This is a genomic window from Paraburkholderia sp. RL17-383-BIF-A (assembly GCF_046028015.1).
In the GTDB taxonomy this organism is placed as follows: domain Bacteria; phylum Pseudomonadota; class Gammaproteobacteria; order Burkholderiales; family Burkholderiaceae; genus Paraburkholderia.
Window position 1 is genome coordinate 60,863 of the sequence record NZ_JARESR010000027.1, and the last position, 15,410, is coordinate 76,272.

At 63.9% G+C, this 15,410-nt stretch carries 16 protein-coding genes; 3 read left to right on the forward strand and 13 right to left on the reverse strand.

From position 1 onward, the window contains the following. Nucleotides 1–40: 40 nt before the first annotated feature. From P0D71_RS26175 to P0D71_RS26195, 5 genes are all read right to left on the reverse strand, one after another. Nucleotides 41–1,900 (reverse strand): TRAP transporter large permease, encoded by a 1,860-nt coding sequence (locus P0D71_RS26175; RefSeq protein ID WP_408184834.1) that lies wholly within the window; start codon nt 1,898–1,900, stop codon nt 41–43. Nucleotides 1,901–1,904: 4 nt separating this feature from the next. Then, complete coding sequence (locus P0D71_RS26180) at nt 1,905–2,948, reverse strand: TRAP transporter substrate-binding protein (protein ID WP_408482812.1); 1,044 nt, start codon at nt 2,946–2,948, stop codon at nt 1,905–1,907. A gap of 156 nt (nt 2,949–3,104) precedes the next feature. Beyond that, nucleotides 3,105–3,869, reverse strand: coding sequence for an SDR family NAD(P)-dependent oxidoreductase (locus P0D71_RS26185; RefSeq protein ID WP_091803195.1), 765 nt, complete (start codon nt 3,867–3,869; stop codon nt 3,105–3,107). 88 nt (nt 3,870–3,957) lie between these two features. Further along, nucleotides 3,958–4,956 carry a transketolase family protein gene (locus P0D71_RS26190; RefSeq protein WP_091803191.1) on the reverse strand — a complete coding sequence of 333 codons (999 nt, stop codon included), beginning with the start codon at nt 4,954–4,956 and terminating at the stop codon, nt 3,958–3,960. Beyond that, nucleotides 4,953–5,798 carry a transketolase gene (locus P0D71_RS26195; protein WP_408482815.1) on the reverse strand — a complete coding sequence of 282 codons (846 nt, stop codon included), beginning with the start codon at nt 5,796–5,798 and terminating at the stop codon, nt 4,953–4,955. The genes P0D71_RS26190 and P0D71_RS26195 overlap by 4 nt, the downstream gene beginning before the upstream one ends. A 131-nt stretch (nt 5,799–5,929) precedes the next feature. Here P0D71_RS26195 and gcvA point away from each other — a divergent pair, with 131 nt between their 5' ends. The 3 genes from gcvA to P0D71_RS26210 all read left to right on the forward strand — a co-directional run bounded on the left by gcvA (nt 5,930) and on the right by P0D71_RS26210 (nt 8,520). Next, entirely contained in the window at nt 5,930–6,820 is an 891-nt protein-coding gene (gcvA, locus tag P0D71_RS26200; protein ID WP_408184830.1) for a transcriptional regulator GcvA, read from the forward strand. Nucleotides 6,821–6,925: 105 nt separating this feature from the next. Next, nucleotides 6,926–7,639, forward strand: coding sequence for an alanyl-tRNA editing protein (locus P0D71_RS26205; protein ID WP_091808848.1), 714 nt, complete (start codon nt 6,926–6,928; stop codon nt 7,637–7,639). A 26-nt stretch (nt 7,640–7,665) separates the two neighbouring features. Next, complete coding sequence (locus tag P0D71_RS26210; protein ID WP_408482817.1) at nt 7,666–8,520, forward strand: AraC family transcriptional regulator; 855 nt, start codon at nt 7,666–7,668, stop codon at nt 8,518–8,520. A gap of 41 nt (nt 8,521–8,561) precedes the next feature. Here P0D71_RS26210 and P0D71_RS26215 read toward each other — a convergent pair whose 3' ends face one another. The 8 genes from P0D71_RS26215 to hpaC form a co-directional block, all read right to left on the reverse strand. Continuing rightward, entirely contained in the window at nt 8,562–8,960 is a 399-nt protein-coding gene (locus P0D71_RS26215) for a hypothetical protein (protein ID WP_091803177.1), read from the reverse strand. Between the two features lie 11 nt (nt 8,961–8,971). Beyond that, nucleotides 8,972–9,640, reverse strand: a complete 669-nt coding sequence (locus tag P0D71_RS26220) for an RraA family protein (protein ID WP_091803174.1) — start codon at nt 9,638–9,640, stop codon at nt 8,972–8,974. Beyond that, nucleotides 9,637–10,698, reverse strand: a complete 1,062-nt coding sequence (locus P0D71_RS26225; protein ID WP_408482819.1) for an amidohydrolase family protein — start codon at nt 10,696–10,698, stop codon at nt 9,637–9,639. Before P0D71_RS26225 ends, P0D71_RS26220 begins: the two co-directional genes overlap by 4 nt. A gap of 99 nt (nt 10,699–10,797) precedes the next feature. After that, the gene (locus tag P0D71_RS26230; protein WP_408482821.1) at nt 10,798–12,120 is read right to left on the reverse strand and encodes an MFS transporter; all 1,323 of its coding nucleotides are present in this window, start codon (nt 12,118–12,120) and stop codon (nt 10,798–10,800) included. Nucleotides 12,121–12,244: 124 nt separating this feature from the next. After that, nucleotides 12,245–13,144 carry a LysR family transcriptional regulator gene (locus P0D71_RS26235; protein ID WP_091803165.1) on the reverse strand — a complete coding sequence of 300 codons (900 nt, stop codon included), beginning with the start codon at nt 13,142–13,144 and terminating at the stop codon, nt 12,245–12,247. After that, entirely contained in the window at nt 13,141–14,115 is a 975-nt protein-coding gene (locus tag P0D71_RS26240) for a LysR family transcriptional regulator (RefSeq protein ID WP_091803161.1), read from the reverse strand. The genes P0D71_RS26235 and P0D71_RS26240 overlap by 4 nt, the downstream gene beginning before the upstream one ends. Before the next feature lie 29 nt (nt 14,116–14,144). Next, a complete protein-coding gene (locus P0D71_RS26245; protein ID WP_408482823.1) occupies nt 14,145–14,852 on the reverse strand; it encodes an EthD family reductase in 708 nt (235 codons plus the stop codon). A gap of 2 nt (nt 14,853–14,854) precedes the next feature. After that, complete coding sequence (hpaC, locus tag P0D71_RS26250) at nt 14,855–15,406, reverse strand: 4-hydroxyphenylacetate 3-monooxygenase, reductase component (RefSeq protein ID WP_408184822.1); 552 nt, start codon at nt 15,404–15,406, stop codon at nt 14,855–14,857. Nucleotides 15,407–15,410 lie beyond the last annotated feature (4 nt).

Consider the following 15,410-nt stretch of genomic DNA (forward strand, 5'->3'; position numbering starts at 1 on the left):
GCAGCGCGGCGCATGCCTCGCGCTTCAGGGGATCAACGGCTCAATGCAGGAACCCCGTCGAAATCCACGGCACGGCGGCCACAATGATCAGGCCGACCATCAACGCGGCGATGTAACCGAGAATCGGTTTCATACCTTCGTCGGGATGGATGCGGCTCACCGCGCAAGCTGAGTAGTAGCCGACGCCGAACGGCGGCGCGAACAGGCCCACGCCCATCGAGAGAATCACGACCATCGCGTAATGCACGTCGTGGATATGCATGGCGCGCGCGATCGGGAACATCAGCGGGCCGAACAGCACGATGGCCGGAATGCCTTCGAGCACGCTGCCGAGAATCACGAACACGCAGATCGAGGCCGCCATGAACATCGCCGCGCCGCCCGGCAATGCGCCGAGGGTCTGCGCGAGTTGGCCCGAGAAGCCGGATTGCGTCAACGCCCACGCCATGGCGGTGGCCGAGCCGATGATCAGCAGGATCGCGCCGGACAGCGTGGCCGTATCGATCAGCATGGGCTTGAGCCGCTGCCACTCGAAACGGCGATAGATCAGCAAGCCGGCCAACACCGCATAAGCAATGCCGATGGTGGAAACTTCGGTCGCCGTCGCGATGCCTTCGACCACCGCCGCGCGAATCACGAACGGCAGCGCGAGCGCCGGAAACGCGATCACCAGTTTGCGCAGAATCTCGCCGCGCGTTGCACGTTTGACGTTCGACATGTCCTCGCGCCGATAACGCCACTGCACGACGATGCACAACGTAATCGCCAGCACGATGCCCGGCAGCATGCCGCCCGTGAAGAGCGCCGAGATCGACACGCCGGTCACCGAGCCGAGCGTGATCAGCACGAGGCTCGGTGGAATCGTCTCGGTCTGCGCACCGGTCGCGGCGAGCAGCGCCACCAGATCACCCGGTTTCGCGCCGCGCGCTTTCATCTCCGGAAACAGCACCGGCGCGACCGCCGCCATATCGGCGGCTTTCGATCCCGAGATGCCGGACACCAGATACATGGCGCCGACCAGCACGTAAGAGAGACCGCCGCGCACGTGACCCAGCAGGCTCGCGAGAAACGCGATCATCGCCGCGGCCATGCCGGTCATCTCGATCAACTGGCCGAGGAACACGAAGAGCGGCACGGAGAGCAGGATCAGATGCGACATGCCTTCGTCCATCCGGCCCACGACGACCGGCATCGGCGTGTTGGTGGTCAGCGCGAGATAGCCGAAGGTGGCGAGTCCGAACGAAAACGCGATCGGCACGCCGCTCAGCACGCCGAGCGCCACGAGGCCGACGAAGAAGATCAGCAGGTTCACATTGCCGAGGTCGCGCAACACCGGCCCGAGCGCGATGAAGATGCCGACCAGCGCGCCGACCGTCGCGAGCGCGCCCAGCACGAGACGCCAGTTGCCGAGCCGCGCGAGCCGCACCACCGCGACCAGCAGCATCAGCGCCGAGCCGATCGGCAACGCGGCGGCGCGCCACGAGTTCGACAGTTCGAGCGCGGGTGTGGTGATGAACGACTCGTCCTGCGCGAAGCTGATCGCCGGGCCGATCACCATCGCGAGAAACGCGATCGGCGCGGCGATCGCCACCACGTCGAGAAATGCGCGCACGCCCGGCGGCGCCATGCCGACCAGCGCCGTCATCCGCATATGCTCGCCGCGCCGCAAGGCGATCACGGCGCCGAGCATGGCGAGCCAGAGGAACAGCATCGAGGCGAGTTCGTCGGACCACACGAGCGGCGAGTGCAGCAGATAGCGGCTCGTCACCCCCGCGAGCAGCACGGCGATTTCCGCGAGCACCAGCAGGGCAGCGGGTATCTCCACCAGATGCCCGAGCGCGGAATCGAGCGCACAGGCGAAGCGGTGCTGCCGCTCGTGCGAATAAGAGATCGAGATCATCGCATCACCCCAGTTTTCCGACGGACTTCTCCAGCAGGCTCCAGGCTTCGTCGCCGTATTTGCTCTTCCAGTCGTGGTAGAAGCTCGTCTTGGCCAGCGCGCCGCGGAATGACTCGCGATCCACGTCGATGAAAGTAATGCCCTTGGTTTTCAGATCGTCGCGCAGCGAACTGCTCAGCTTGGCGATGTCCGCGCGTTGCAGCATCGCGGCCTTTTCGAATTCGCGCGTGACGATAGTGCGGATATCCGCCGGCAGCCGTTCCCACGCGGCGCGGTTGCCGAGAATCCAGTAACCGTCCCACACATGCGACGTGAGGCTGATGTACTTCTGCACCTCATAGAGCTTGGCGGTGGCGATGATCGGCAGCGGATTCTCCTGGCCTTCCACCACGCCGGTCTGCAGGGCCGAATACAGTTCGTTGAAGTTGATCGGCGCCGGGCCCGCATCGAGTGCCTTGAAGAGAGACGTCAGCATCGGCGCCTGCGGCACGCGGATCTTGAAGCCCTTCAGATCGGCGGGCGCACGCAGCGCACGGGTGGACGAACTGATCTGCCGGAAGCCGTTGTCCCACACCTTGCTGACCGACACGATGCCGGACTTGGCGATCTGCGCGCGAATGTAATTGCCGAGATCGCCGTCCATCGCTTTCCACACCGCGGCGTAGTCCTTGAACGCGAAACCGGTGTTGACGATGCCCGCAGCCGGCGTGAGGGTCGCGAGAATCGACGACGCCTGGTTGAAGAACTCCACGCCGCCATTGCGCACTTGAGAAAGCAGGTCGGTGTCGGAGCCGAGCTGGTTCTGCGGAAACAGCTTGATATCGAGGCGGCCGTTGGTCGCTTCACGAATGTGATTGATCGCCTCCTGGGCGCGGATATTCACCGGATGAGTCGGATCCTGGCCGGTGGCGAGCTTGTACGAAAACTCGGGCGCGGCCATGGCGCGTCGCGAGACGCTCCACAAAGGCACGGCTGCGGACAAGGTGGCGCCGGCTTTCAGAAAGGTGCGGCGGCTGATGCCCTGCGGGGCGTTCGAACGGGTAGTCATGGTGTCTTCCTCCAATATGGCGTGTCGTTATGGTTATGCTGGAATCTCGAGCGCGGCGGCTGCACGTGTCGCGCGCCGCGCCCGTTTGCTGTCTACTGCCAGGTCTCCATCGCCGCCGCCGGCTTCCCGCCAGACGGCCCGTCCTGCCGGGACGGATCAGCCGTGAATGAGCATCCCGCCGTTCACGTCGATCACCGCGCCGGTGATATACGACGACAGGTCCGACGCGAGGAACAGGAATGCGCCGGCCACGTCGTCGGGTACGCCGAGGCGATTCAACGGAATGCCCGCGAGAATCTCGACGCGCTTGTCGTCGCTGATCTTGCCGGCGTTGATGTCGGTCTGGATCAGGCCCGGGGTCACGCAGTTCACGCGGATGCCGTCGTTGCCGAGTTCGCGCGCCATCGCTTTCGCGAGACCGAGTACTCCGGCTTTGGCCGCCGAGTAATGCGGGCCGCCGAGAATGCCGCCGCCGCGCTGCGCCGACACCGACGACATGCAGCCAATCGAGCCGCTCTTCTGTTTCTTCATTTGTGGCACGACCGCTTGCGACAGATACAGCACGCCGCGCAGGTTGACGTCGAGAATGCGATCCCAGCTCTCCGGGTCGATGTCGAGCAGCTTGGCCGCCTGGGTGATACCGGCGTTATTGATCAGGATATCGATCGAACCGAAATCGGCGACGGTGCGCTCGACGGCGGCCTGGCATGCGCCGCGATCGGTGACGTTGCACGCATAGCCGCGATGCTCCGGCCCGATCGAAGCGGCGGCTTCGATTGCGGCCTTTTCGTCCAGATCGAAAATGGCGATACGCGCGCCATGAGCGGCGAATTTGCGGGCGGTCGCCATGCCGATGCCGCGCGGCGACGCGCCGCCGGAAATGACGGCGACCTTGCCGTCGAGAAGACGTGACTCTGACATGATGCGGATCTCCTGAATGTGATGCTTATGGTTTGCTGCTTTCTTTGCTATCGGTTAATACGCTTGCTTGTGCCGATCAAATCGACGCCTAGCGCAGCCAGCCCTTGATCGTGTCGCACATCGCCTCGGTCGAAATACCGTAGCGATCGTGTAGCGTCGGCAGCGCGCCGGCATCGAGAAAGGCGTCGGGCAGGCCGATCTGGCGGAAGGGCGGCGTGACGCCGTTGGTCAGCAGCACGGTGGCCACCGCCTCGCCGAGTCCGCCGATCACCGTATGGTTCTCCGCCACGATCACGAGGCGCCCCGGCCGGCGCGCTTCGCGCAGCAGCGTGACCGTGTCGAGCGGCTTGATGGTCGGCACGTGCAGCACGCCCACGTCGATGCGATCGGCGGCGAGCGCCTTGGCCGTTTCGAGTGCGCGCATTGTCATGATCCCGGACGAGATGATCAGCACTTCGGCGCCGTCGCGCAGCAGCTTCGCTTTGCCGAGTTGGAACTGGTAATCGTATTCGTCGAGCACGACCGGCACGTTGCCGCGCAACAGCCGTGCGTACACCGGGCCGCGATGGTCGGCGATCGCCGGCACCATCTGTTCGATTTCGAGCGCGTCGCACGGGTCGATCACCGTGAGGTTCGGCATCGCGCGAAAGAGAGCGAGGTCTTCGGCCGCCTGGTGGCTCGGACCGTAGCCGGTCGTGAGGCCGGGCAGCGCGCACACCATCTTGACGTCGAGGTTGTCCTCGGCGATCGCCTGGTGGATGAAGTCGTAAGCGCGGCGCGCGGCGAACACCGCATACGTAGTGACGAACGGCTGCGCGCCTTCGTGCGCCATGCCGGCGGCCGCGCCCATCAGCAGTTGCTCGGCCATGCCCATCTGATAGAAACGCTCGGGGTATTCCTTCGCGAACAGATGGAGGTCGGTGTATTTGCCGAGGTCGGCTGTCATACCGACTACTTCGGGCCGGTTGCGCGCGAGTTCCACCAGCGCGTGGCCGAATGGTGCGGAGCGGGTGATCTGGCCTTCACCGGCGATCGAGGCGATCATCGCCGAGGTTTTCAGGCGCGGTTTCGGTGCGGCGGCGCTCATACGGTTCTCCCGGCTTCGAGCGCCTGCAGCGCGAGTTGCCACTCGTGCGCGTCGACGCGGATAAAGTGGTTCTTCTCGCGTGCTTCGAGAAACGGCACGCCGTACCCCATACGCGTATCGCAGACGATGATGCGCGGTTGCGCTTCAGAATGCGCGCGTGCCGCATCGAACGCGGCGACCACCGCCGCGAGGTCGTTGCCGTCCACGCGTTGCACGAACCAGCCGAACGCCTGCAGTTTCTCGACCAGCGGCTCGAACGCCATGACCGCTGAAGACGGTCCGTCGGCCTGCTGGTTGTTGACGTCGACCATCGCGATCAGGTTGTCGAGCTTCCAGTGCGCGGCGGACATCAGCCCCTCCCACACTGCGCCTTCGTCGAGTTCGCCGTCCGAGAACAGCGTGTAGACGGTGGCGTCCGAACCTTTGCGCTTCAGACCCAGGCAGCGGCCGACCGCTATCGTCAAGCCCTGGCCGAGCGAGCCGCCGGACATCTCCATGCCGGGTGTGTAACTCGCCATGCCGGACATGGGCAGGCGGCTGTCGTCGCTGCCGTAGGTCTCCAGTTCTTCGTCGGCGATGATGCCGGCTTCGATCAGCGCCGCGTACAGGGCGATCGCGTAGTGGCCGTTGGAGAGCAGGAAGCGGTCGCGGCCTTCCCAGTCGGGATCGTCGGCGCGATATTGCATGGCGCGGAAGTAGGCGACGGCCAGCACATCCGCGATGTCGAGCGCCTGGCCGATATAGCCTTGCCCTTGCACTTCGCCCATGCGCAGCGCGTTGCGGCGGATCTGGTAGGCGTGCTCCGCGAGCTCGGGAAAGGGCGCGGCTTCTCTGAGGTTCATTGTCTCGTCTCCTTGTTTGCATGGGCTGTATCGATGCCGCAGCCAGTGATAACAAGCGTAACCGTCCGCCCACCAGCGCTCAAACGAATTAAGATGGCCGATGGATGAATTGAATTCACGTGGATGCTGCCATGCACAATCGCGTCACACTCAAGTCGATACAAGCGTTCGAAGCGGCCGCGCGGCTTTCGTCGTTCGCGCTCGCAGCAGAAGAACTGTTCGTGACGCCTTCGGCGATCAGCCATCAAATCAAGCTGCTCGAAGAGCAATTGAGCATTCGTCTGTTTCATCGGCTGCATCGCACGGTGCTGTTGACGGACTCGGGGCGGCAATACGCAGAGGAAATCACCTCGGCGTTCGCGCGTATCGACGCGGCGACGCGCGAGATCGGCCGCGTGGCGAAGAGCGACATCCTCACGATTCATTGCACGCCGAGTTTTGCGACCCAGTGGCTGATGCCGCGCATCGCGCGGTTCAGCGCGGCACATCCGGATATCGACGTGCGTTTGAACGCGTCGTCCGAAGCGGCGGATCTGATTTCGGAAGCGGTCGATATCGACATCCGCTATGGTCCGCGCAAGCTGCAACCGGCCGGCACGTTGGTACTGGAATTGCCGCCGGAGACGATCGTGCCGCTATGCGCGCCGGCGCTCATGAGCGGCGACTATCCGCTGCGCAGCATCGAGGACTTTCAGCACCACTCGCTGATCCATAGCGAAGGCTGTCTGGTCGGCTGGCGGGACTGGATGCGTTTGCATCGAAAGACACGGATCGATATTGGACGCGGGCCGCGCTTCGACCGCTCGTTCATGGCGTTGAGCGCCGCGGTCGATGGCTTGGGCGTGTGTCTGGAGAGCCTGCTGCTCGCGCAGCGCGAACTGGAGACCGGGCGCCTTGTCGCGCCGTTCGGCGCGGACGGCCTCAGCGTAAGCGGTTATACGCTGAATCTGCTGAAGTCGCGTGCGGATTTGCCGAAGCTACGCAGCTTTCAGGATTGGCTGTTTGCCGAATTGGAGAGGTAAGGCGCTCCTCGCATGGCCGCCTCCCAGGGCATTTTTAACCAAGACGGCCTCGCACGGGACTGGGTATGCTTGCCATATTCAGTCAATGCATGCGAGGACAACAAGGTGGCGCACTATCTTTGCCATGAGCAGCCGGACCTGCTGGACTTCGAAACGACCGTGATCGCGGCGCGGCCCGGCGCTGTCGTGCTGGGCCGATCCGCTCTGCATCCGGGCGGCGGCGGGCAGGTCTCAGACGCGGCCATGCTCACGCACGCGCACGGCGCCGTGCGCATCACAGGCGTCGCGGCGGAAGGCGATATGCTGTGGCATCTGCTCGACGAGCCGCTGGAGCTGGCCGGCAACGTGCACGTGGCCATCGACGCGGCGCGCCGCGCCACCGTCGCTCAACTGCATACCGCTACGCATATTCTCAATGCACTGGTGTATCAACGTTTTGCCGGCGCGCTCGTGACCGGCGCGCAGATCAACGCGGACGGCACCGCGCGCATGGACTTCGATCTGCCCGACGCGGATAACGACGCCCTGCGTCTGCTGGAAGAGCCCGCCAACGAAGTGATCCGCAATGCGATGGACGTGCGCGTCTACTATGTCAGCGCCGACGAAGCGAAGGCAACGCAAGGCCTGATCCGCAGCCTCTCGGTGGCGCCGCCGCCGACGCCGGACGGTAACGTGCGTATCGTCGAGATCGGCGATCTGGACCGGCAGGCGTGCGGCGGCACGCATCTGACCAACACCGCGCAGTCGCGGCCCATTCGCATCGCGAAGATCGAAAACAAAGGCCGTCGCAATCGTCGTGTCAGAATCGAGCTGGTTTGATGGGTGTTCAGAAGGGAGCGTGTGCTATGGAGACATCGGATAAGAGCGAGCCGGAAGTGGTCTGCTGGCGAGACGGCGCGCTCGACGGCGCGTGTCTTGCGAGCGCACGTTATGGCAATCACAAGTTCGACCGCCATCTGCACGACGAACTGGTCATCGTCATGACGGAAGCCGGCGCGGGCCAATGCCATACGCGCGCGGGCAGCGAGATTGCCGGACCCGGCAGCGTGCTGGTGTTCGGGCCGGGCGAATATCATAGCGGTGAGGTTTGGGAGGGCCGCGAATGGATTTATCGCGCGATCTATCTCGACATGGAAGGGCTTGGCGCGCTGAGCGCGGTGTTCTCACCCGATGCGCGCGCCGACAAGCCGCTGCTGATTCCGCCGGGACTTTATCAGGATCCGCACCTCGCGGGTTTGCTGGTCAAGGCGCACGCGAGCATGGATGAACAGGGCGCTGTCTCGCTGATGGAGCGTCAGGCGAACTGGTGGGCCGCGATGGGCATGCTGGTCGGACGCTATGGGCGCTCCGGTGAGGAGCCGGTCGAGCCCCGGCGCGAAGCGCGCAAGATGGAGCAGGTGCGCGAGTATGTCGCCGCCAATTACGAGCGTGATATCTCAGTCGACGAACTGGCGGAACTGGTCGGGCTGAGCCGTTTTTACCTCACACGCGCTTTCTGCAAGGAATTTGGCTTGCCGCCGCACGCCTACGCGACCCAGGTGAGGTTGCTGGCGGCGAAGCGGATGCTCGCTGCCGGCCACAATGCGGCGACGGCCGCGGCAGCGGTGGGCTTTTACGATCAGAGCCATTTGAACCGGTTGTTCAAGCGCGCCTATGGCATCACGCCTGGCGCGTATGCGGCGTTGAAGCCGGGGCATTGAGCCGCGGCTCGCGGCTCGCGCCTCGCGTTTCGCCGCCACCATCACGCGGGCAGAGGCACATCCTCGATCAGCGCCGCCCGCACCGCACGAATCCTGCGGTCGACGAAGTACCCTCCGCCTTCCACGTAACGCAGATAAAGCCTCCCGCACAACGAGCATTGCCACACGGCGCACCGGTTATACGGGAAGTATTTCGGCGCGATAGGCGCGTCCGCCGCCCAATAACTGGTTTTGCCCGGCAGATACTCACTGAACGTCGGCTCCGGATCGTCCTCCGGCAACAGCGTGCCGATTTCCTCGAACTGCGTTTCATCGAGCGACAAAGGTTGCGATTGCCAGCCGTCGAGCGGGGTTTTCGTGCACGAGCAGGGCGCGGTAGCGCGCGTTTGCGCATTGCGCGCGAGTTCGAGGAGTGTTGCCGTGTTCAGATATTGCGCCATGTGGCCCACAATCAGTTGTTCATCATTCGTTCCCGGTGCGGAACGACCCACGAGCGGTCGAATCTGCCGTCGGCTATCGACTTCAGCGCCGCTGTTTCTTTCGCATGCTGGCGACGCGCGCCTTCGATCACCGCTTCCACGTCGGCGGGCGCGATGGCGAGCAAGCCATCTTCGTCGCCGACAATGATATCCCCGGGATGCACGACCATGCCACCGACTGTGACAGGCACGTTGATTTCGCCCGGTCCGTTCTTGTACGGCCCACGATGCGTGACGCCGCGCGCGTACACCGGAAAATCGCGCTGGCGCAGCGCGCCGACGTCACGGATCGCGCCGTCGATCACGAGACCCTGAACGCCGAGACTTTCCGCGAAGCTGGCCATGATCTCGCCCATCAGCGCCTGGGTGAGATCGCCCGCGCCGTCGATCACGAGCACGTCGCCGGGCCGGCAAAAGTCGAACGCGCGATGAATCGCGAGATTGTCCCCTGGCCGGGTGTGGACCGTGACGGCGGTGCCTGCCATGGGTCTCGGTTGGTGATAGGGCCGCAAGCCCACCATGCCGCTCGCGCGCGCCATGTTGTCGCTCAGCAGCGACACGGCCAGTTCACGCAATGCGTCTAGCGTGGCCGGCCTCGCCTGCGGCGCGGACTCGTATTCGCGCCATCCGATTGGATTCATACCGTTGCCCCTTGAGTTGCTGGTGTAGCGAGCTGTCGATCGAGTTGACGATCGAGTTGACGCGAGAGCCGCGCATACACGGCGCGCGCGTTGTCTTCGTAAATACGCTGGCGGTCGGCGTCGCTGAGCCAGTCGATGGCGTCGATATAGCGGCGGGTGTCGTCGTAATAGTGGCCGGTTTCCGGATCGATACCCTGTACCGCGCCGATGGTTTCCGACGCGAACAGGATGTTGCCGACCGGAATGACCTTGGCGAGCAGTTCGGTGCCGGGCTGGTGATAGACGCAGGTGTCGAAGAACACGTTGTTCAGCAGGTATTCGCTGAGCAGCGGACGCTTCATGTCCTGCGCGAGTCCGCGATAACGTCCCCAGTGATACGGCACGGCGCCGCCGCCGTGTGGGATGATGAAGCGCAGCGAGGGAAAGTCGGCGAACAGATCGCCCTGCAGCAATTGCATGAACGCCGACGTGTCGCCGTTGATGTAATGCGCGCCCGTTGCATGGAAGTTTGGATTGCACGACGACGAGACGTGGATCATCGCCGGCACGTCGAGTTCCACCATCGCCTCGTAGAGCGGATACCAGGAGCGGTCCGTGAGCGGCAGACCGGACCAGTGGCCGCCGGACGGATCCGGATTCAGATTGCAGCCGATAAAGCCGAGCTCTTCGACACAGCGCCGCAATTCGGCGAGGCAGTTGGCGGGCGGCACGCCCGGCGCCTGCGGCAATTGGCACACGCCGACGAAGTTGCGCGGAAACAGTTCGCACACGCGATGCACAAGGTCGTTGCATTCGCTCGACCAGAGGGCGTTGGCCTGGGCGGTGGCGAGGTGATGACCCATGCCGGCGGCGCGGGGCGAGAAGATCGTGAGGTCCGTTCCGCGCTCGCGCTGGATCCGCAGCTGGCCGGTTTCGATGCTCGCGCGAATCTCGTCATCGGTGATCGATGGCCGTGGCGGCGGCGTGCCGCCGTCCTTGAGCGCGGCGATCTGCTGCGCGCGCCAGACTTCGTGCTGGCTCGGTGCGGTCGTGTAATGACCGTGACAATCGATGATCATGGTGTGCCAATCCTGTGAGTTGTCGCTGCGCGTGCATGCGCAGCGCGCGCAGATTCGATCCGCTGTCTGTTCAATCAGCCTGTCTGGCCGTGCCGCTTTTCAGGCGCGCGGGGCGGGGTCGGCGGCGGCGAGGGAAGTTGCTTCGTCTTCCGCCGGTGTGACCCGCATGACCAGCGCGATGATCGTCGCAACAACCAGAAAGGCCGCGATCGTCAGCAAGGCCAGCTTGAAATTGCCGGTTGCGCTGCGCACGAGGCCGATGCTCCACGGCCCGACCAGGCCGCCGAATTGCGCGATGGTGTTGATCAGCGCGATCGTCGCGGCGCCCGCCGCGCCGGTCCTGAACGACGATGCGAGGCTCCAGAACAGCGGGTTGCCCGCATAGATGAACAAACCGGTCACGCACAGCAGCCCATAAGCGATCACGGGGTTCGGTGCGTAGGCGCTGCCGGCAATGGCCAGCGCGCTCATGCCGTACACGAATGCGAGGTGCTTCTTGCGGTCGCCGGTGCGATCGGAACTGCGGCTGACGAGGAACGTGCCCAGCACGCCGAGCAAAGGTGGCGCGGCCGATAAAAAACCGACTTCGAGATTGGTCAGGTGGCCGAGGCTCTTGACGATCTGCGGCAACCACAGAAACAGGCCGTAAATGCCAACCAGCGCGCAACCGAACAGGCAAGCAAGACTCCATACGCGGATGTCGCCCGCCACGCGCAGCAGCGGGAAATGCGCGTTACCGCCCACGGCTTCGCGCTCGGCGGCGAGCGTCGATTCGAGCCAGCGCTTTTCGTCGACGGACAGCCAGTCGGCATCGGCGGGGCGTTCGGTCATGATGCGCAGCGTCAGCAGGCCGAGCAGCATGGCCGGCACGCCTTCGAGAATGAACATCCATTGCCAGCCCTGCAAGCCGAGAATGCCGTTCGCGTAGGTCATCAACGCGGTGGAAATGGGACCGCCCAGCACCGCGGAAAATGAACCGGCGATGATATAGCCGCCCACCGCACGCGCGCGGTAGCGCACGGGAAACCATTTCGTCAGGTAGACGGCGACGCCCGGCAGAAAACCCGCTTCCATGACGCCGAGCAGAAAGCGCAGCACGTAGAAGCTCGAATCGTTGAACACGAACGCCGTGGCGGCGGCGACCGCGCCCCAGGTCAGGAGAATGCGTGCGATCCAGCGGCGTGCGCCCACGCGATGCAGCAACAGGTTGCTCGGCACTTCCAGCAACATGTAGCCGACGAAGAAGATGCTGCCCGCGAACCCGAACACGGCCGGACTGAACCCGAGCTGCCTGTTCATGTCCAGCGCGGCGAAACCGATATTGATCCGGTCGAGATAGTTGAAGAACATCATCGCGAAGAGCAGGGGCATCAGGCGCCCGTAGACTTTTCGCATGGTTACGGCTTCGTTGATCGCGTCCATCCTGTCTCCTACCTTGCGGCGACGGCCGTAGCCGTGGCTGCGTTCTAATCATATGTGAGCCAATGATAAGAACGCGCGCGGTGGGAGTCCAAGACCGCTTGCTTATGCTTCTATAACTGATTGCTTATAGTGCTGGGCCCGGGAGCGGCGCGGGAAGGCAACCCAGAAACGCTCGCAGATGAGGCGAAGGGTCGTCGGTGCGGAAAGTGGCTGCGAGTGTGGAGCGATACGACGAGCCGGGTCCGGTGAGGTGGCGGAAAACCACATCAGTGCGCCCGTGCCGCGCCACCGATTCGCCGATAAAGGTCACGCCCAGACCCGCGGCCACCAGTGCAATCGCGGTCTGGATTTCATAAGCCTCGTGCGCGACGACCGGGGTGATGCCCGCATCGCGATAGAGCGATTGCACGGAGCGTTTGAATTGGGCGTTCTGATGCTTCGGATACAGAATCAACGGAGTATCGGCGAGTTCGGCAATGCGCACTTTCTTGTGCGCGGCAAGCGGATGCCCCGGTTCGAGCGCGGCCATGACGCGCTCGCGCAGCAGCGGATACGACGTGCAACCTTCAATCGTTAGCGGCTGCCGGCCAATGCCGATGTGAATACGCATGTCGCGCAGCGCATCGGTCTGTTCTTCGGTGAGCATCTCGAAGAGTTTGAGTTCGACCTGCGGAAACGCCTCGTGAAATGCTTTCAGCGCGGGCGGCAGAACGCTGTACATCGACGAGCGGGTGAAGCCGATGCTCAGCCAGCCACGCCGGCCTACGCCGATTTCCTGCGCGACGAGGGTCATCTGTTCCAGCGTGCCGAGTATTTGTCGCGCCTCGCTGCACAGATACTGGCCCGCCTCGGTCAGGCTCAGCGGACGCCTCGCGCGATCGACCAGTTGCGTGCCGAGTCGTTCTTCGAGCGAACGGATCTGCTGGCTCAGTGCGGGCTGCGCGATATGCAGGCGTTCGGCGGCGCGGCTGAAGTTGAGCTCCTCCGCGAGAATCACGAAGCACTGCAGGGCTCTGACGTTCATATCGATTCTTTTCTCCGCGCCCGTCGCGGTGCGAGGGCTGGCGTTTGCGCGCTGCTCGCCGGTCGATGGAACATGCCGTAGATTTCATCGAGCAGCCAGGCAATGCCCGGATCCGCCGAAAATTGCGAGTGCGAGTGAACCTGAATTTCAATGGGCGGCAGCGCGAACGGCAAAGGCAGGATGCGAAAGGCTTTATTGCGGTTGAAACGCTGCGCGATACTCCGCGGGAAAATCACGGCGAGGTCGGTATGCTGGACGATCTCCGGCGCCACCACGAAATGCGGCAGGCGCAGCACGATATCGCGGCGCAGATTCAATTCTTCCAGCCATTGTTCGACCATGCGGTGGCCGGTCGCATTGGTGCTGGCATACACATAACGCAGGCTCGCGAGATCTTCCTTGGTCGGCTTCTGTTTGCGCAGCGGGTGACCGGCGCGCACCACGCACACATGTTCGTCGACGAAGAGCGTTCTGCTTATGCAACCGGGGTCGAGGCCGGGCACATAGCCGAGCGCGAGATCGATCTTGCCGCTGCGCATGGCCGAGCTCACCGAGTCGACGGAGACATTCGCAATTTCCAGGCGAATGCCGCGCGCGTTGCGATCGAGCATCGACAGAAGCGGCGGCAGGAAATAGAACTCCGACATATCCGACATCGACACGCGAAACACGCGCTGCGCCGTGGCCGGATCGAACTTGGCGATTTGCTGGACCGCGTCGTTGATGATCCCGAACGCCTGCGTGAGCGGCGCGTGCAGGCGCAAGGCGGCGTCGGTTGGAATCATGCCGGTGGGCGTGCGAACGAAGAGCCGGTCGTCGAACAGCACGCGCAGCCGGCGCAACGCGTGGCTGACGGCAGGCTGCGTGAGTCCGAGACGTTCCCCGGCGGCGGTCAGGCTGCGCAGATCGGAGATGGCGAGAAACACGCGCAGCAGGTTCAAGTCCGTAATGCCGGGGTGCGACTTGGTCATGACGTTCGGATCGCGGCGAGAGAGGGCATTTATTTGGGTTTCAGATTACCGTAAATGCTTCGCATAGGGAAATGCAGCGTCGCTCCGCTGTACGGCGGGAAGGCGTTGAAGTCCTGCTTCATGCTGGCCCGAACCGGCGACGCGAGGGCCGCGGCCAGCGACGCGGCATCGTCGAAAACCACCTTGTTGCGTTGCATGGACGTGGCGCGCGCCACGTCGAGGCCCGAACGGTAATCCAGACGCGTGTAGATTTCGAGCTCGCGAATGCCGGGCAATTGCACCATGAGCGGCGGATGATGCGCGAGGTAATGCGCGAGCCACGCGTTGAAGTCCTGCGCTTCGCCTTCGTAGCTGACGAGGTATGTGCAGCGCTCGGCGCGAGCGCCGGGGTCACCCGGATTCGGCGTGGCGAACTGCCTGACCGCCATGGCCTGCTGCGTGAAAGCGAGACCCGTGGTCGAAGCGCATTCGACCACGTCGTGCAACGCACCCCCCGGTTGCAGCGCGTGTTCAAGCGGTTCGAGATCGTCGAAATACCATTGCAACACGCAGCGGGGGCGGGCGGAAGTGTCGGTCGTCGACAAAGGATCGCAGTCGTCCGATTCCTCGGGCACGTGAATCGCGAGACGGCGCAATCCCTCCGTGTCGCGCGAGGCCGCTTCGAGCCGTGACAGCTCGGGGGGCCGCGCTTCTCGCTCAGGCGCACCGTGGCCAATCAGAAAGAAGCAGACTTCCACGTTCACCTCGTTGCTTGCGCGGTAAGCGGCGCGGTTGCTGGCGGCCTGCTCAAGCGATGAAACTGCCGGCCGAAATAAATCAGCCCGTCGCCGTCCGAGCGCAGCGCAACGTGGCGGATCTGCGCGAACATGACCGAGTGCGAGCCGACCGTCTTGATGTCCACGATCTCGCCTTCGAGACTGGCAATCGCATCCTGCAGCACCGGTGCCGGCGACTCGCCCACGGTCCAAGCGTGACGGCCGAAGCGCTCGTCCATCGAGCACGCCGTCATGCCGGCAAAATCACGCGCGAGTTCCTGGCACTCCGCGGCAAGCACATTGATGCACACGCTGCGGTTGCGATGCAGTACGTCATGCACGTAGCTGGCCTGATTGATACAGACGAGCATGGTCGGCGGAGCGTCCGTCACGGAGCACACCGCGCTTGCGGTGATGCCACAGCGGCCGCCGGGTCCATCCGTGGTGATGATGTTGACGGCGGCAGGCAGGCACGCCATCGCGTCGCGGAAACGCTTTCTGGTGTCTTCGATCGTCACGTTCATTTCCTTTTGCATGGCA